This is a genomic window from Wolbachia endosymbiont (group A) of Cephus spinipes (assembly GCF_964026895.1).
Taxonomy (GTDB): Bacteria; Pseudomonadota; Alphaproteobacteria; order Rickettsiales; family Anaplasmataceae; genus Wolbachia; species Wolbachia pipientis.
Genome location: NZ_OZ034713.1, coordinates 1300337 through 1317609, shown reverse-complemented (window position 1 = coordinate 1317609; position 17273 = coordinate 1300337). Strand labels below are relative to the sequence as shown.

Below are 17273 nucleotides of genomic sequence, written 5' to 3'. Positions count from 1 at the left end.
GTTGGATTTATGCTAAAATTTTTGCTGATAATACCGTTTTTTTTTCTGTCAGGCTGCGGGGAACATCACTGTATTAAGCCAGAAAATTTATCAGGTTTGCGTGAAAAACTAGATATAGTGTCAACAGAGCAGAAATGGGTTGATTCTGGTGTTAATATCTCAGATAGAATAAGAGTAACAGAGATTGATATAGTGCCTAGTAAGGTTAATTTTTGTCCTAAGCAGTATGCAGATTTTGCAATTGGGCCTGGGAGAAATGACGTTGCATTACCATTTGCACTTAAAAAAGGCGATACGATAAGCTTTAGTGTGATTGGAAGTAAAGTGTGTAAAGATAAAGAGAGTGAGACAAAAATCAGGTATTTGAAAATCGACGAAAAGTGTAGCGAGCAAGAAACGGAACATTTTGCACATGTTTTAAATCAAGAGAAATGCCAAGGTGGCAAGGATGGGATATGTCCTAATAAATATATAATAGGCGATGCGCAATGGTTGAGTGGAAGAGAGTACTGGTTTTCGAAGTTAGATCAAGATGAAAGAAAAAAGGAAATTGAAAATATTATTAACTCTATAAAACAAGGAGAGAATATAGATTGCAGCAAGCTTTCAGAGAGCAGTGCAAGTAAGATAGATACGCACATTTTAAATTCACTCTGTAGACGTATATGTAAATTTTCTTCTGGTCGTAGAGGCGAGGATTGCGTGTATATTGAATATAATAATATAGAAATTGAGCTATTCAATGCTTTAAATTCTAGTGGTGAATCTGTTGTTGCTGAAATTATTAGTAACGTATTAAAGGGAAAACAGGTAAAAACTGACATTACATTTCTAAAAGTTGGTATGGATAATGAAACTCTTGAACACATTCCAGGTGGTGGTTTATGTACTAGTTGTGATCATAAGATGGAGAATGACCATCAAATACCAAGTTTAACTTTTAGTCTATGTAGCAGAAATGACAAGAGCTGCTACAATACAAATGACAAAGGCGGGTTCAACATAAGAGTAACGAAGAACCATAGTCTGGAAAATAGCTTGTATATAAGTGTTTCCGATAAATTCCCTGAGCATAAGCCTGGTGAAAATCAAGCGGATATATCTGTAGATATCAGCAAAGTTCATGACATGGAAAACTTGAAAGGAAAATTAAAAGACAAAACAGGCACCATATATTACGGAATAAGAGACCATGGCTGCGATTACAAAAATGAAGGTCAGTTTAGCATTAACCTAACAACTCAAGAGCCACCTACAAAAACTTTTAGTGCAATATATAATTTCTTTGATGAAAAAGTGAAAACTGCATTTTTCGGCTCTAATTATAAAGACCCTAACGCAATTCACTCTGATACTAGTCCTGTAAAGTCTCTTTACGAAAGTTTTATAAAATCAAGCAGAACAAATACCATTAGATCTACTATAATATCACTATTAGTACTATATATAATCTTATATACTCTTTATTACTTTTTTGGATTAACTCATATTTCTATATATGAGTTTTTAATTATATGCGTAAAGATAGGAATCATCGCTCAGCTATTGCAGGATAATAGCTGGGACTTTTTTTATAACAACGCATTCTCTATATTTATTAACACTCCAAAACAACTAATAGAAATAGCAAATTTTAGAGGCACTACTTCAAATGTTTTTGAGTTTCTTGATTTGCCGCTCAATAGGTTCTTGTCATCGCATTCAGTATTGTTAATAGTATCTCTTATATTTTCTGGCCCTTTGGGCATTGTATCTTTTTGCTTGGTGATTTGGGGTTTAATCACAGTGAGCTTATCTATTTTTAATGCCTTATTTTCTTTTATTACATCTATAGCAATAGTTGCGTTATTACTTTCTTTAGCACCTATTTTTATTATTTGTCTTTTATTTGCGTATACTAGGCAGATGTTTCAAAACTGGGTTAAAAATTTAGCAAGATTTGCAATTCATCCAGTGGTCCTTTTAATTTTTATATCACTGATAAGTCAGGTTATGGATTATATTGTGTATTCAGTATTTGATTTTGAGGTCTGCTCTACATGTATACTTAATATTAACCTAAAGATTTTTAACCCTTGTATTTTTTATGGTTATGCTTCCAAATATACACCTAATATTACCGCTATGATGGCTTTTGTTATTTTGGGACACGCTATGAAAGCTTTAGTTGAAGCTTCTTCGGCAATATCTGACTCGTTGTTTGGTGCTTATGTAGCAAGCGAACCTGGAAGACAGTATCAACAAAGCTTAATGGGAACAGTAGGGTTAGATGAACGAAGCGTTCAAAGAAGAGAAAGAGGAGATGCCTCTCAACAGTCAGGTACGTCAAGACCTCAAATACCACAAGGGACTCAAAGGTCAACGCCTCAGATACCACAACCAGGAAGACAGCAATGATAAGTAAAAGATCACTATTATTGATACTGTGTCTTGCAATCACTGGTTGTAATATGGATTGTGTCGAGCCTGGGTTGCAGAGCAAAAACACCAGCGTTAATGTGGATGTTCCAGTTCGTAAAGCCGATAAAATTCATTGGGTTGATTCTGGTCAGGTAATTAGTCAGGGTGAGAAAATCAAATTCACCCTCGATGGATCAGTAAATTTTTGCCCTTTTAAAGAAGACAAAAATCCAAGGAAAGTACTTGTGCCAGCTAGCTTTTGTGCTGATGGCTCAGAACCAAATTATAGTAAGGCTGCGGATATTAATAGTGTACCTAACAATTATGGTGTTAATGAAAGTAAAAACGAACTATGTGGTGGCAAAGGATTTGGCAGCAATAGACGTTATGTGGACACTGGAATTAAAGTAAATCCTGGTGACAAGTTAAGCTTCAGCTTAGTTCCCAGAAAAATAACAATTGATTACGACAATCCAGAAGGGAAAGGCATCAATTTTGATGACAATTGTTATAAAGCTGTAGAAAATGACCGTAAGGAAACTGTATATAAGAAAGCTACAGTGAGTGAAGTACATCAGGGGGGAGAGTTTTTTTGTGATGGTAAAGATGGTACAAAAAATAAAATACAATTTTTACCTCTTGATAAAACAAAAGCAAAGGAAAGCAAAGTGCTAGTTGGCAATGGGTATACCCCATATGATAATAAGGTGCATTTTAATAAAGGTTATATTCAAGACAACGAACCATGGGTATATGGTTCACTACTTGATTTACGCCGCGCTAAAATAGGATTGAACGAGTTATGTGATGGAAAAAACTGTAGTCTTGATGAGAGAAAAAAGTACTCCTCCTATGAGCTTAACTGTTACCATCAAAATATATGCTATACTGAGAAGGGTATATGGAACTATGGTTTAGGTCAAGCAGGAGAACGGAACTGTGTCTCCTCTATAAGGTATAAGAAGTACGATAAAGGAAATAAATGTGATATGTATTCTTATCTAGAAAAAATGGAAGGGAATGTTAAAGCAGGTAGTTTTACTGAAGATGATAAATCTTGGGCTGAGGCTCTTGTTGCAAAAATTGGTGATCCTGATGATAAAAATATCGCTAAAGGTATTCAATGTCTTCCAAAGAAAGAGGGTGCAAAAGGGGATAATATGTGTTTGCAAATTGGCGATAACAATAAATTCGAGGATTTTTCTCTGGAATTGAACAATGATTATCCAGTAAATGACGAGGTAACGCCCGGTAGTAGTGTGATGCTCGCTATCGCAGATTATGGTCATTATTACTATAATAGAGGAGGGTACCATGTTAAGGTGACTAGATCATGTGAATATATTAATGGCGAAAAATTATATGTATATTTAGGTGATGAGCCACCTAAAGATTTGCATGGTGTGGGAACTAATGATTTTAAAGTGGTAGGAGTGAGAGAAAGAGTAAACGGAAAAGATGAGTACACCATATTAGATGTAATAAGCGGAGAACACTTTCAGAACGAAGAATCTAAGAAGATATATTTCGGCATCAATGTAAGCAACGTAGAGAGAGATGACATTACAGATAAAAATGGCAAATATTATGAAAATAATAAGTACACAGTAACTTTATTTGTTAAAAGAAAAATTAATGATTTTATTTCATCGAATGTAAACGGGGTATTTAAACTTATAAAAGAAGAAGTAATTGGGGACAGCGTTAAAGATTCATACAAAGGATATGCAAGAGGTCTTCTTCAAGGGGTAAGAGCTTTGCTTACTCTATACGTTATATTTACTGTCGTTGGCTATATGCTTGGAACAATACAGCTAAGTAAATTTGATTTCATTGTAAGAATGTTCAAGATAGCATTTATAGCTTTTGCCTTTAGCGATAGAAGCTGGGAACTTTTTGGTACAACTTTATCCAGACTTTTTATAGATGGTAGCACTTATTTAGTTGATAGTTTTTCTGGCTATGTAGGAGAAGGGGAGAGAAAATTTGCATTCTTAGACTTGACAGCAGGAGTATTATTCACAGCAGAAACTTGGCTAAAGTTTTTATCGTTGATGCTTTCTGGTCCTTTTGGCGTTATTGCATTTTTGGCAATACTCTGCGCTACTTATGCGTTTTTAAAATGCATTATTAGTGCTACATTGAAATATGTAATATCTACTGTTCTAGTAGCGTTTTTACTGTCATTAACACCTTTATTTATCGTATTTATTCTATTTCAAAAGACTAAACCCTTGTTTGATAATTGGATAAAAACGTTGGCTCATGTTTCATTAGAACCAGTCATTTTATTTTCATTTTTATCTCTTTTAAATCAGTTGATGTATTCAGTTTTATATAACCTCACAAATTTTTCTGCATGCTATCAATGTTTAATTAGCGTAAATTTCTTATCGTATGATCTGTGCTTGATGAAATCAATACTGCCTCTTGGATACAGTCCTGGCACTAGCGTTGATGTTGCACTCAGTACCGGAGAAAGGGCTGGTGGACACTTTGCAGCATTACCTATAGACCTAATCCAGGCGTTTATATACCTCATTATTGCCGGTGCAATGGAAGCTTTTGTTTCTATATCGGAAACTATGGTACAAACACTATTTAGCTCTGGTTATGGAGTTACTGGCGGTGTTGGTACAGTTGCTAAGAGCGCATCGCAAGCTATGCTGTCAACCGTTGGCCTTGATGATAAGACCCAAAGTATGATACAGAGTATCAAGCAGAAAATGAGTAAAGATCGGGGAAAAATTGAGGCTAAATTACCTAACACACCAAAGCAACCAGACAAAAAAGAAGATTCTAAAGGAAGTTCTGATAAAACAACGAGTGATAGACCTAAAACATTAAAACAATCAGATCAGCAAAAAAATTTTGATGAAACAATAAGAAGTGATCCTAGTGCTAAAGCTAAAAACAAGGAAGAAAATGGAGAGGAGTAAGATATAAATGATATTATGGAGTAACTAATTAAAAAGATATTTTAAGTAAAGTTTTAGAAATTTATTCTGTATTTGGAAAAAGTTTAGATATGCAATCACGTTTAGGCAAATGTTGGTTTAGGGTATTACTTCTTGCAGCTTATGTGCTGATCACAGGTTGTAGTAAAAACGATATGCCTTTTCCAAGGTGTATATCTGCTGACTATTTTGGTCCTAAACCTATTGCAGTAAGCGCTCATTTTTCAAGCGACCACGATGCGTTTATTCCAGGAGATGGAGAAGTTGTTGATCCTGAAACTGGTGAAATTAATTATGGTTTTCACCATAACCAAGTGGTGGAGTGGGAGGATACCGGGCTCGAAACCAATGGAGATAGTTTAAAAGTGCGAGTGAATGGTGCATGGACATCTTGGAGTAATAATAACAAGAAGGAATCTAAAAAAGGCAGTTATACCTTACAAAGCTTGGAGCAGTTAAAATATGCAACTAAATTTGAAGGCAAGTCAGGTGATAATAGTCTACCTGACTTTCACTTAGTTTGTAATGATTACAAACCTAGTGCGCCACAGAAAATTTCAAGTAAGTCTAATGCAAGTTGCACTGTAAAGTGCAAGTGCATTAATGAAGATGATAGCGCAAATACAGTATCACGTGGTGCTCCATGTTGGTTTACCAACGGTCATGGTGCTTATCTTTTGTTTCAAAGGCCTGGTGACGATAGTCCTAACAAAGATTTGAAATCTATGCGCAATCCTTCATCTCCTACTGTACATCTAGGTTACAACTCCGTGGCAGAGAATGGGAGCGGTCTTTTTGCTTTAGACAGAGATAGCACTAAATTAAAGGACAGAAATTGTGACCCGGTGAAATTAAAAAAGGGATGGAAAATATATGTAAAAATATTAGATAGATATTACTTAGATAATGTAGGTGGCTACTCTTTTGAGTTCTTAAGTGGAGTGCGGCAACCGAGTGGGGTTGAGTTTTTTGATTATATTTATAACTATCTAAAATGTGTATTATTGATTAACGAAAATTGCAAAGAACATTTTAATAGCAATGATCCTGCAGTTGCACAAGCTATGTTCGAAAATATAGCTGAAAAAAGTACGAGCTTTCACAATTTTGTTCTTTCCTTGCTTGTTCTATTTGTAATGATTTCATCGCTTCTTTATCTTTTTGGCATGATACAAGAAACTAAGCATGATATGCTCATCAGAATGATGAAAATCACTCTAGTAATAGTGCTTATATCTCCTGGAAGTTTTAGATTTTTCTATGATCATTTTCTTGTTTTATTTGTTAAAGGTCTTGAACAATTGATAAGTATAATTACTAATTTTGCTCCCAACATGAACACCGGAAGTATTGTTCAAGGAGATGAAGCTAAGTTGTTTAGCTTCATGGAGGACATGTTCAATAAGTTTTTTGCTTATTCTGTTTGGAAAAAGTTTGCAGCGTTTTTACATTACCAAATGTGGGCAAGCCTTCTTATGATACCGGCAATTTTCATAGGGATTGTGCTATACTTCTTGCTGTGCTTATATGCTTACATAATATTTCTCTCTGGTTTTATGGGTATAGCTTTTCTTATAGCCATTATGCCACTGTTTCTAATTTCTATTTTATTTTCACCGCTGAAAAGTCTATTTGAAGGTTGGATAAAATTCTGCATCAGCTTTTGTTTACAGTCGATTATGATATTTGCTCTCTTGTCATTACTGGCTTCCATTATAATGAATACCTTTTATAGGCAGTTAGGTTTTACTGTATGCTACAATAAATGGTTCGAGGTAAAGTTATGTGCTCCAAAATGGGTGTTTGGTGGTTTTTGTATCGTTGATAAGCAGTACTTTGGTTGGACCCCAGGGCAAATTTTCGTACCTTACACTCTTGGAGAAGCTTCTCCGCTGAACGTAGATAAGAACATAGAAGGTATAGAAAAGATAAGCAGAGAAGGTGGTACAATAAAATTTACTGGCGGTGCTGGGTATATCCCTCTTCCACCGGATTACATTGAAAAAGGGTTTCGTTATATAGATTATCCTTTCTTTAACCCAATTCCTGGTACTAAAGAGAATCCAGCAGACCATTATATTGCAGAAAGTGATATGGTAGTAGATAATAGCTGTAGTGTAAAAGATTTAGTGCGTTTAACAAATAGTTTATCCCATGCATCAGAAAAAGCTGATATCTTATTATTGATTAATAATATAAGTAAAAAGACAGAAATCTATTGTAAGCAGCCAGGAAATGAAAGCAGGTGTACTAATTACAAGGAAATCATAGAAAAAGTAATTCTACAGCCAAGTTTAAAAAGTGAAATAAAGTCTTTAGTGCAAGATATAATTAGACAAGATGGGAGCTGCCAATCACAGAATTTTTATAAGGTAAATAGAAACTATCAAGAAAATAGTGATTACCAAAGGGTGCAAGACATACAGAGAGGTTATTTAATCAATGCAGGGGAAATCTTTGTATTATTCCTGCTTTCATTTTTAATGTTCTCTTTACGCGAGTTCGTACAACAAATGGGCTCAAGTATCGCTGGTGGTGGATTCAGCGTTTACAATATATCTAGTATGTATCAGGCATCGCCTTTGACTGGCATAATGGAAGAATTCAAACAGCAGTGGCAAAATTTTGCTGGTAGAGGACTTGAGTCTTTAGGCAGTTGGGCTACTCATTTACCGGATAGATTAGCCGGAGGTGCAGCTAATCTGCTGGGGAGAGTACCAAGAGTTGGAGGAGTGCTGAAATACGCTATTGATGTGCCACGTAAATTTGTAGGTGCTACTATTGAAGCAACAAAATTTGCAACATCACCTAAAAATGACGTTGATAAACTTGAGGAAAAGATCTACAGGGCATTTGGAGTTGATAAGGAAGATATTACACACAGAAGGATCGGTAAATATTTAGATTATTATAAAGGATACGTAGGATCACATTTGGGCTATACAATAGAAGATGCTATGAAGTTTACTTGGGAGCATGGCCTTGATTCTATAGGAGTTAGCCGTCGTACAGGAGAAAAAGATGGTTATCCAAATAACTTACTTTTTAGAGCAAAATCGCATAGGCAAGATTTCTTGAATAAGCTTCATGATGACACCATAGGCCGTAAGAGAGAACCAGAAAAAGACAATCCTGATCAATCAAATAAGGTAGAACGAGAGTTAGGCACGGAACTAGTAAGAGATAACCATGATCAGCCACTAGAAGAAGGCGACCCTCTTCGACTACGAGGGGGAGGTCAGCCAGATAAGGTAGTACGAGAACTAAGCACAGAACAAGAAGACAAGCCTAATCAACTACAGCATGATCAGCCAACAGAAGAAGATAAGCCTGATCAATCAAATGAAGTGACACGAAATTTAGGCACGGAACCAAAAGGTTCAGATGAAATTGATGATTTTGGATCTGCTTTTGAAGGTATGGAAAAACGTGCTGAAAGAGAAGGCAGAAGAAATCAAGATAAAGTTTATAACCTCTCACCACTTTTTGAAATGAACACTCCAGAAGCTGTAGAAAAACGTGCTGAAAGAGAGGAAAAAAGAAATCGAGAAGACAGTAAAAGGAAATTACCGGAACCAATGAGGAAACCAGATGCAAAAGGAGATGAGAAGAGGATTGAAGATGAAGACTAATAAAAATTTCAAAGGCCTTGATTATTATAAATTGCAGCAAGACAAAGATGGCAACATAAAGTTAAATGACTACGACGACATTTTAAATGCGCGTAGGGCAAGGGTAGACTTGTTGCGGGATAACACATCACTTGACAAGGATGTCAATTTTGCTAAATTGAATAAAGCTTTGAGTGAGAAATTTGTAGATAATCATAGTTTATTGTCTGAATTTGATAAGGAAGACAAAGAGATTGTACAAGAAAGGATTAAGGTGTTTAGTATTTTAGAAAGTCTTGAAGACCTTAAAAGCGTGAAAAGTGAAGATCTGTTAGAGGTTAGCTTACTGCTGTCAGATCTTAGCTTCATAGAGAGAAATGTTGTACTAAATACCGATCAGAATTCTGATCTAGCAGGATTTAAAAACCTATTTATTGAAAAAAAAGCATCTGGTGAAGAGTATAGTGAAGAAGAATGTAGAGGCTTTCTTGATAATATAGATAAAATCAATACTATAATTAAGTTAGAGTTAGAAAGCAGAATTGAAGGGCTAAATCATGATGAAAAAAATGATCATGATGATTTACAAGATGAGATTGGTCAAGCAATTAATGCAGCAGGCAAATCAGAAAAAGATAACTGATGAGTCTTGTGTTTGTGTTTTTCTTACAAGCGACTCGATAGCTTCTCTCTATTAAACTGCTAAAGCCATATTGACATTAATCATATAGTATAAATAATTAATTATTTTGGAGCTTATTTAATATGCTACGCATCATTGCAGGCAAATATCGCGGAAGAAAAATAACTACAGGTAAGCATTTAGCTGCACGGCCAACTATGAGTATTGTCCGAGAAGCAATATTTAATATGCTTTCCTCAAGAAAACCTATTTATAACTTGAATGTACTTGATTTATTCTGTGGTAGTGGTTCTTTTTCATTTGAAGCGCTTTCTCGCGGCGCTAAACATGCATTTATGGTAGATTCAGATTATTACAATTTGCAATTGCCTAAAAAAACAGCAGAAGATTTTGGAATTACGGACAATGTTACGCTAATTTGCTGCAGTGCTAACTGCTTACCACAACCTATTTCAAAATGTGACATAGTTTTTATAGACCCACCTTACAATAGCAATCTAGTTGAATCAACGTTGAATGGACTAGCTCACTCAGGCTGGTTAAGTGATGATGCATTGATAATTCTAGAGATTAGGAAAAACGAAGATTTTGAGTGCAATAAAAACTTCAGTATAATCTTGGAACGCACCTACGGTATAGCGAGAATAATTTTTCTTTCTCTATTAACTTGAACTTGCATATACTTTTCATTGATGAGTTCCAGTTCTATTTTCGTCAAGTTTCCGGAGAAATTACTTATTCTGTACTGCCCTAGATCAAAATTTTTATTAAATTCAGAGTCTATTAAATATTCATGTGCTTCTTCAATAAATTTATTTTCTTTTTCTTCGTAACTGGTGTATTTTGTTGTACCATTATTATCCTCACGATAAACTAAATGTTCTTTATGATCAGCATGAATATTTTTATTTTCACAAACCTTTTCAGGATCGTGCTCAAGTACTTTTCTACCAACAATCAATAGCTTATAAGAAATTTCCTATGATTCCTTTTAAGCGAGTTTTGAATTTTTGAAATGTCATGACATTGTTGATACGGTTATCAAGAAACGATAAAGTATCCACAAAATCTTCTGAATAATCATTGATAAAAAAAAGTATCGTACTTAAGTACACTCCAGCTAATATTGCTCTTTTTGTATAGTAGTTAAAATCTGTTGATTGGTCATGAATGCCATACCAAATCGCACTAATAGTTCTGTATAAAAGTTTACTAGAAAAATATGTATTTTTTGGTGATACGGAGAATGATAAAACATTTTTTAAAAGTTCTCTATAATTCGGTAGCTTAGCATAGTTTGAAAGGTGTATTTGAATAGCTAACTTTACTCGCTCTCGCACTTTCATATCTTCTAAATTAGAATTTCTTAATTCAGCTTCCATTGAGCTATTTAAGTCCTCTGCTATGTGCTCCAAAGCGCTATATATTCCATTCTGAAATTTGCAAAAGCTATTAGCTAGATTAAGGTCAGTGCACACCTTTAATAGGGTTTCATCGCTTATCCCTTCAAATGGAATAACCCTAATTAGCTTATCTATTATTAACTTTTGTTCCACGCAACATCATACTAAACAGCATGTGTGATTGTACCTGAGATTTTCAAACATTCTACAAAATGCTTCACCACGTTCCTCGAAATTTTTCCATTGATCAAAAGAAGCACACGCGGGAGAAAGTAATATTGTTACTTCTTCTGCGCTATTTAAGGCCTCTTCAAAAGCCAATCTGAATGCATCTTCTAGATTGCAACATTTAACATAATCTACTTTATTCTCCATAACATTTGCAAAAGCTTCGGTTGATTCTCCAATAAGAAAAGCTTTTCTAACCCTTGTAAAATGCTTGCTTAATGATTCTATTCCACCTTTTTTGCTTCTTCCACCAGCGATCCAATTTATGTTTTCATAAGATAAGATCGCCTTTTCGCTCGATTTTGCATTAGTTGCTTTGCTATCGTTCACGAAAAACACATTTCTTATTTTGCCAAGCAGTTCATTCCTATGCCTCAGTCCTGAAAAGGACTTGATTCCATTGATAATAGTGTTGCTATCTACTCCAAGTACCTTACATACGGCATATGTGGCTGCTATGTTTTCTGCGTTGGATATTAGGTTTATTTTCACGTCGCTTACTGATAAGCTATGATTCTCTAGTTTTAACGAGATCTTCTGGATCCCAGTGCCCCTTTTGTCATCCAAGTAGCTGACACTGGGATCCAGATAATTTCGATCTATACCAGTAATCTGTTCACTATAATCAAGCAAATTGTTACCTGCCAATGATATTAGATCTCTTGCACCACCCTCTGTCATCTGAGTAGTTGGCAATGGTTTTTCTTTTCTGGATTCCAGCGTCACGCGCTGGAATGACATCGGGGAATATGTTACTGAGATTGGAATTTTGTCTCCAGTGAATTTGTTGAATATATCAGCAGTAATCTCATTGTCACATCCTATTACGGCAACCTCACTACCGTTTATCAGTTTTAATTTAGTTGCTATGTAGTTCTCCATACTTCCATGCCTATCTATGTGATCTGGTGTAATATTGAGCAGTGCTGAAATGTCCACGTTAATTTCATTCATCAACTCCAATTGAAAAGAGGAGAGTTCGATTACATAAATTTCTGCATCTCTTTCTAGATCCAAAACAGGAACGCCTAAATTTCCACCAATAGCTACTTTTTTCCCTGCAGATTTTAATATGTGCCCTATTAGTGATGTAGTGGTTGATTTACCATTTGTTCCTGTGACGCCTATTACCTTCTGGTTCGTAGTTTTAGCTTCAAGAAATAGCTCAATGTCTGATTTTATTTTGCAATCAAATCTCCTTGCAAGTTTTACTATCCAATGTGGCTCTGTTGGCACTCCAGGGCTTAAAACCAATGCACTGATCTCATGCCAATTGTATTCCTTGGGATGAATAAAATTACATTTTTTATACATCATTTTTGTATTTGCTATTTGCTCTTCATGATCATCCCATGCATATATTCTTGCACCACTCTTTGTTAGAGCGTTAATGGCGGATAAACCAGTTTTACCAAGACCAAAAACCGCGACGTTTTGATTTTTGTATTTGTTTAGTTGCACTGCTAGATAACTTATGCGAACCATTTTATAAAGATATCGTACAAATTACAACAGACTTCTTTCGTAGGTTACAACTGTCATTCAATAGAAACAAAAAACTTCCTTGACAAACTCCGCCAGCCCCCTTATTATAACACTGAAGCTATTTATTTATCTTCGCAATCTCTGCAGTGGATTAATGACAAAAAACTTAATGTATTTGGCGTAAATCATGCTTAATTTTTTGCATTATGTGCACCTTATGTCTTTATAAAATTTCTAGGTTTTTACCTATATAAGCCGAAACGCGCTTACAAAGCGTTTAAGACAGCAAAAAACGTCAAATTGACAAGGGAGAATTTGAATGCTAGCTACTACGGGGTTTCTTTGCCTTTTTTCCTGCTTAGTAAATTTCTTAAACACTTGCGGTGTAGGTTAGTTGCAAGTTAAAAGCAGCTAAATCGCTCTTAATCAAGCGTTTTAGAATAAAAAAAACGCCGATATTTTAGTACATGGTAAATAGCCAACCACCACGGGGTTTCTTTTGCCTTTTTTTTCATTTGGTAAATTTCTTAATGTTTATGGCTAAAGATTACACGAATGTTGCAATTACAAAAGCGTTTCTACTAGGAGGGTGTCATCCCAGTGCTTGACACTGGGATGGCTTTGTTGCATAGCAACTGAAAAAATCTGGTGGCTACTGACAAAATTCATTATAAAATAGCCATTTAACCTTGAAAGAAAAAATATGCCACAAAAAATGAGGGTCAGTAACCATAGCGAATATAACAAATTTCTAGAAAAAAGAGGAAATATTTTTCATTATATCAACGAAGCCATAGAAAAGTGGTACGAGAATGGTCCAAAAATACCAGGTGGCAACAATATTTATAGCGATAAAGTTGTAATTTTGGTGCACATAATAACTTGTTTATTTAGAATAGGCCTGAGGCAAACAGTTGGGTTTATAGCAGGATACCTTGAGCAAATTGGGAAAAATTTGCAAGTTATCAGCTATTCACAATCATCAAGAAGGTTTAAGAAACTCAATATTAAGATCAATGATTGCAGAAAATAATATGGAAGATATCGAAATTGCTATAGACAGTACAGGAATTAGTATATACAACAACACTCCTGGTCATAGCAAAGAAAATAGCGAAGATAGAAAGTATCGCAGCTATGAACAGACAAGAAAATTGCATGTAATGTTGAATACAAACAGCAAAAAAGCCATAGCTGTAAAATACAGTAACGGCTGATCACTATGGAGCTTGTGATTTGCTAAAAGAAGTCGATTTTCAGTATGTCATAAAAGTACTATATGCAGATAGGGCATATGACAGAGAAAAGCTCTATAAGCTGTGTAATCAATATGGTATAAAAACGAAAATTCCTCCGAAAAACAACGCAGCAGAGCATCCAAAGTTAGACTATATGGCTGAGAGAAATTCTGCAGTCAAGCTCATAAAGTCATATGATGAAGATGGTATAAAGAAGTGGAAAAAAGAGATGAGTTATGGAAAAAGATCTTATATAGAAAGTTTTTTCTCGCGACTGAAACAAACATTCGGGTTTAGTTTTAGGAATAAATCTGAGACAAATAGAGAGAAGGAACTACTTGTTAAATGCTATTTGCTCAATAAGTTCACTGATATTGGTATGGCTAAATTTGAGATAGCTTCATAAATTTATTGTGCGTTACCTACTATCCGAAGAGCGATGCAACAAAGCCATCCCAGTGTCAAGCACTGGGATGACACCCTCCTAGTAGAAACGCTTTTGTAATTGCAACATTCGTGTAATCTTTAGCCATAAACATTAAGAAATTTACCAAATGAAAAAAAAGGCAAAAGAAACCCCGTGGTGGTTGGCTATTTACCATGTACTAAAATATCGGCGTTTTTTTTATTCTAAAACGCTTGATTAAGAGCGATTTAGCTGCTTTTAACTTGCAACTAACCTACACCGCAAGTGTTTAAGAAATTTACTAAGCAGGAAAAAAGGCAAAGAAACCCCGTAGTAGCTAGCATTCAAATTCTCCCTTGTCAATTTGACGTTTTTTGCTGTCTTAAACGCTTTGTAAGCGCGTTTCGGCTTATATAGGTAAAAACCTAGAAATTTTATAAAGACATAAGGTGCACATAATGCAAAAAATTAAGCATGATTTACGCCAAATACATTAAGTTTTTTGTCATTAATCCACTGCAGAGATTGCGAAGATAAATAAATAGCTTCAGTGTTATAATAAGGGGGCTGGCGAAGCTTGTCAAGGAAGTTTTTATGATTTATCTAACGAACTTTACACTTGCTAAAGTTGTACCATCTTGGTAACTTTAACTGAAAGAAGTTATTTTTTATCCAATATGAAAAAAGCCTTTATATCCACATCCTTAATAGCAATTATATTGATAGTTATTACTTATTTATACAGAAACGACGGAACTAATGACTCACAAGTGGTAAATGTTTATTCATCGCGCAAAGAAGAATTAGTACGTACTTTGTTTGATGAATTCACGAAAAATACAGGTATTAAAGTACGTTACATCATTGATGATTATTCTCAGCTACTTTCACGAATGGAAAACGGTGGTGAAGCTGACTTATTTTTGACTGCTGATGCAATCAACTTAATTCTAGCAAAAAAAAGAGGACTTTTATCTCAAGTAGATTCAGAGGTTTTAAAAAGTGTTATACCTGCAAGATTTAGAGACAGTGAAGATTATTGGTTTGGTCTTACAAAAAGAGCTAGGATATTGGTTTACAATAAAGAGTCAGTAGACCCTAAGGACTTAAGTACTTATGAAGATTTAGCAAATGAAAAATGGAAAGGAAAAATATTAGTGCGTTCTTCTACAAGTCCATATAACAGATCGTTAATTGCTTTTATGATTGCAAATAATGGTTTTGAAAAGACGAAAGAATGGGTAAGCGGAATTGTGAGCAATATGGCAAGAAAACCAAGTGGTGGTGATACTGATCAAATTTACGCCGTAGCAGCGGGTGAGGGAGATGTTGCAATAGTAAACAGCTACTACTTTGCGAGAATTCTTTCATCAGAAAATAAAAAGAATGTTGCAGACAAGCTAGGGGCTTTTTTTCCTAATCGCAACGATCACGGTGTAATGGTAAACATCAGTGGTGCAGCAGTAACAAAAAACGCAAAAAACAGGGAAAATGCTATAGTCTTATTGGAATTTTTAGTAAGCAAGCAGGCTCAAGAGTTATACGCTAAAAAAAACCAAGAATATCCTATTATTGAAGGCGTTGAAACTTCCGATATACTAAAATCTTGGGGAAATTATTCACAAAGTGATTTGCCTCTAAGTGAACTTGAGAAGCATCTTTTTGAGGCTGTTATGATAGCAGATGAGTGTAAGTGGAAGTAATCTCCAGTGCCACTAAACATTGGGATGAAAGATTTATGCTAATGTACCTTACTCTTAACTTGCTGAACTTTTTCTTCCTTCTAACTTAATTTTGACTTTACTATCTTTTTCCGTTCTTCCACCAAAACAATTGCTGCACAAGAGGTCTATTGAAAAACGATAATAAGAAAGTAGAATTGGTTCAAGTAGTTGGATAACAATTGCATGTTAAAAGGAAATTATGAACAAGAGAAGGAATTTGTTAAACATCTCAGACCTTACAGTCGATGATGTAGAAAATATAACTAAGTTGGCCAACCAGTACCTTAAAAAAGAAGTTGCAAATAGTCATATCTTGGAAAATAAGACAGTAATAAATTTATTCTTTGAAGATTCAACGCGTACACTTGCGTCTTTTGAAATAGCAGCAAAAAGCCTTGGAGCAAATGTTGTAACTTTGCCAATAAGATCTTCTTCTATTAACAAGGGAGAAGATCTAAAAGACATGATCAAAACATTAAATGCAATGAATCCTGATTACATAATAATCAGGCATAAAAGTAGTGGTATCATTAATACACTGGCAAAGTATGTTAACTGCTCGCTAATCAATGCAGGCGATGGAAGTAGTGAACATCCAACTCAAGCTCTTGCAGACTATCTTGTAATCAGCAATCACAAAAAGCAAATAAAGGACCTCAAAGTTGTGATATGTGGAGATATTCTGCACAGTAGAGTTGCAAGATCAAATATAAGATTGCTAAAAATGTTTGGAGCAGAGATAAACTTGGTCGCACCACCAACTTTGATTTGTAAGCATTTTCCTGAAGTAGATTCAGTCCATTATTCATTAATTGAAGGTATAAAGGATGCTGACGTAATTATGCTTTTGAGATTGCAGAAAGAGCGCATGAATAATAGTTCTTCAGAGAAAGAATATTTTCATTTGTATGGACTTGATTTACAAAAGCTATCATACGCAAAACCAGATGCGATTGTTATGCACCCAGGGCCAATAAATAGAGGGATTGAGATTAGCAGCGATGTAGCAGATTGTGTTATTTTACAGCAAGTAGAATTTGGATTGGCAATACGTAAGGCAGTGTTGCACTATTATAGGCCTTGCTAATATTAAAAGATGCTACACAACTAATGCAAAAGGGGGGGCATGAAATGACAAGGCTTGTAAATGGTTTGAGAATGGCCATTAAGATGTTAAG

At 35.0% G+C, this 17273-nt stretch carries 13 protein-coding genes; 10 read left to right on the top strand and 3 right to left on the bottom strand.

Annotated features, from left to right (window positions below):
* The first annotated feature begins 9 nt into the window (after positions 1-9).
* The 5 genes from AAGD59_RS06260 (at position 10) to rsmD (ending at position 10282) form a co-directional block, all read left to right on the top strand.
* Positions 10-2397: a type IV secretion system protein gene (locus AAGD59_RS06260; protein WP_174516845.1), complete on the top strand. Its 2388-nt coding sequence runs from the start codon at positions 10-12 to the stop codon at positions 2395-2397.
* Positions 2394-5339, top strand: a complete 2946-nt coding sequence (locus AAGD59_RS06255) for a type IV secretion system protein (RefSeq protein WP_174516844.1) — start codon at positions 2394-2396, stop codon at positions 5337-5339. The genes AAGD59_RS06260 and AAGD59_RS06255 overlap by 4 nt, the downstream gene beginning before the upstream one ends.
* An 89-nt stretch (positions 5340-5428) precedes the next feature.
* Complete coding sequence (locus tag AAGD59_RS06250; protein WP_015589245.1) at positions 5429-8989, top strand: type IV secretion system protein; 3561 nt, start codon at positions 5429-5431, stop codon at positions 8987-8989.
* Entirely contained in the window at positions 8979-9611 is a 633-nt protein-coding gene (locus AAGD59_RS06245) for a hypothetical protein (RefSeq protein ID WP_010082417.1), read from the top strand. Before AAGD59_RS06250 ends, AAGD59_RS06245 begins: the two co-directional genes overlap by 11 nt.
* A 122-nt stretch (positions 9612-9733) precedes the next feature.
* Positions 9734-10282, top strand: coding sequence for a 16S rRNA (guanine(966)-N(2))-methyltransferase RsmD (gene rsmD, locus AAGD59_RS06240; RefSeq protein WP_141457227.1), 549 nt, complete (start codon positions 9734-9736; stop codon positions 10280-10282).
* On the opposite strand, the gene AAGD59_RS06235 is transcribed toward rsmD, so the two are convergent.
* The 3 genes from AAGD59_RS06235 to AAGD59_RS06225 are packed head-to-tail and all read right to left on the bottom strand — an operon-like array spanning position 10240 to position 12727.
* Positions 10240-10572 (bottom strand): hypothetical protein, encoded by a 333-nt coding sequence (locus tag AAGD59_RS06235; RefSeq protein WP_006279274.1) that lies wholly within the window; start codon positions 10570-10572, stop codon positions 10240-10242. The genes rsmD and AAGD59_RS06235 overlap by 43 nt on opposite strands.
* Positions 10573-10576: 4 nt before the next feature.
* Entirely contained in the window at positions 10577-11167 is a 591-nt protein-coding gene (locus AAGD59_RS06230; RefSeq protein ID WP_010082414.1) for a COQ9 family protein, read from the bottom strand.
* A 6-nt stretch (positions 11168-11173) separates the two neighbouring features.
* Positions 11174-12727: a Mur ligase family protein gene (locus tag AAGD59_RS06225; RefSeq protein WP_015589241.1), complete on the bottom strand. Its 1554-nt coding sequence runs from the start codon at positions 12725-12727 to the stop codon at positions 11174-11176.
* A 703-nt stretch (positions 12728-13430) separates the two neighbouring features.
* Between AAGD59_RS06225 and AAGD59_RS06220 the strand changes: the two genes are divergently transcribed.
* The 5 genes from AAGD59_RS06220 to AAGD59_RS06200 all read left to right on the top strand — a co-directional run bounded on the left by AAGD59_RS06220 (position 13431) and on the right by AAGD59_RS06200 (position 17182).
* Positions 13431-13760 carry a transposase gene (locus tag AAGD59_RS06220; RefSeq protein ID WP_007548762.1) on the top strand — a complete coding sequence of 110 codons (330 nt, stop codon included), beginning with the start codon at positions 13431-13433 and terminating at the stop codon, positions 13758-13760.
* Positions 13744-13944: a hypothetical protein gene (locus AAGD59_RS06215; RefSeq protein WP_010082383.1), complete on the top strand. Its 201-nt coding sequence runs from the start codon at positions 13744-13746 to the stop codon at positions 13942-13944. Before AAGD59_RS06220 ends, AAGD59_RS06215 begins: the two co-directional genes overlap by 17 nt.
* 19 nt (positions 13945-13963) lie before the next feature.
* On the top strand, positions 13964-14371 hold the full coding sequence (locus tag AAGD59_RS06210) for a transposase (protein ID WP_007548764.1): 408 nt from the start codon (positions 13964-13966) through the stop codon (positions 14369-14371).
* A 677-nt stretch (positions 14372-15048) separates the two neighbouring features.
* Positions 15049-16074 carry an extracellular solute-binding protein gene (locus tag AAGD59_RS06205; RefSeq protein WP_341812918.1) on the top strand — a complete coding sequence of 342 codons (1026 nt, stop codon included), beginning with the start codon at positions 15049-15051 and terminating at the stop codon, positions 16072-16074.
* A 220-nt stretch (positions 16075-16294) separates the two neighbouring features.
* Positions 16295-17182: an aspartate carbamoyltransferase catalytic subunit gene (locus AAGD59_RS06200; RefSeq protein ID WP_015589239.1), complete on the top strand. Its 888-nt coding sequence runs from the start codon at positions 16295-16297 to the stop codon at positions 17180-17182.
* The last annotated feature ends 91 nt before the right edge of the window (positions 17183-17273 follow it).

Coding starts and splice junctions, on each gene's coding strand:
- AAGD59_RS06260 (WP_174516845.1), top strand. CDS start 10: ATGCTAAAATTTTTGCTGATAATACCGTTTTTTTTTCTGTCAGGCTGC.
- AAGD59_RS06255 (WP_174516844.1), top strand. CDS start 2,394: ATGATAAGTAAAAGATCACTATTATTGATACTGTGTCTTGCAATCACT.
- AAGD59_RS06250 (WP_015589245.1), top strand. CDS start 5,429: ATGCAATCACGTTTAGGCAAATGTTGGTTTAGGGTATTACTTCTTGCA.
- AAGD59_RS06245 (WP_010082417.1), top strand. CDS start 8,979: ATGAAGACTAATAAAAATTTCAAAGGCCTTGATTATTATAAATTGCAG.
- rsmD (WP_141457227.1), top strand. CDS start 9,734: ATGCTACGCATCATTGCAGGCAAATATCGCGGAAGAAAAATAACTACA.
- AAGD59_RS06225 (WP_015589241.1), bottom strand. CDS start 12,727: ATGGTTCGCATAAGTTATCTAGCAGTGCAACTAAACAAATACAAAAAT.
- AAGD59_RS06220 (WP_007548762.1), top strand. CDS start 13,431: ATGCCACAAAAAATGAGGGTCAGTAACCATAGCGAATATAACAAATTT.
- AAGD59_RS06215 (WP_010082383.1), top strand. CDS start 13,744: ATGATTGCAGAAAATAATATGGAAGATATCGAAATTGCTATAGACAGT.
- AAGD59_RS06205 (WP_341812918.1), top strand. CDS start 15,049: ATGAAAAAAGCCTTTATATCCACATCCTTAATAGCAATTATATTGATA.
- AAGD59_RS06200 (WP_015589239.1), top strand. CDS start 16,295: ATGAACAAGAGAAGGAATTTGTTAAACATCTCAGACCTTACAGTCGAT.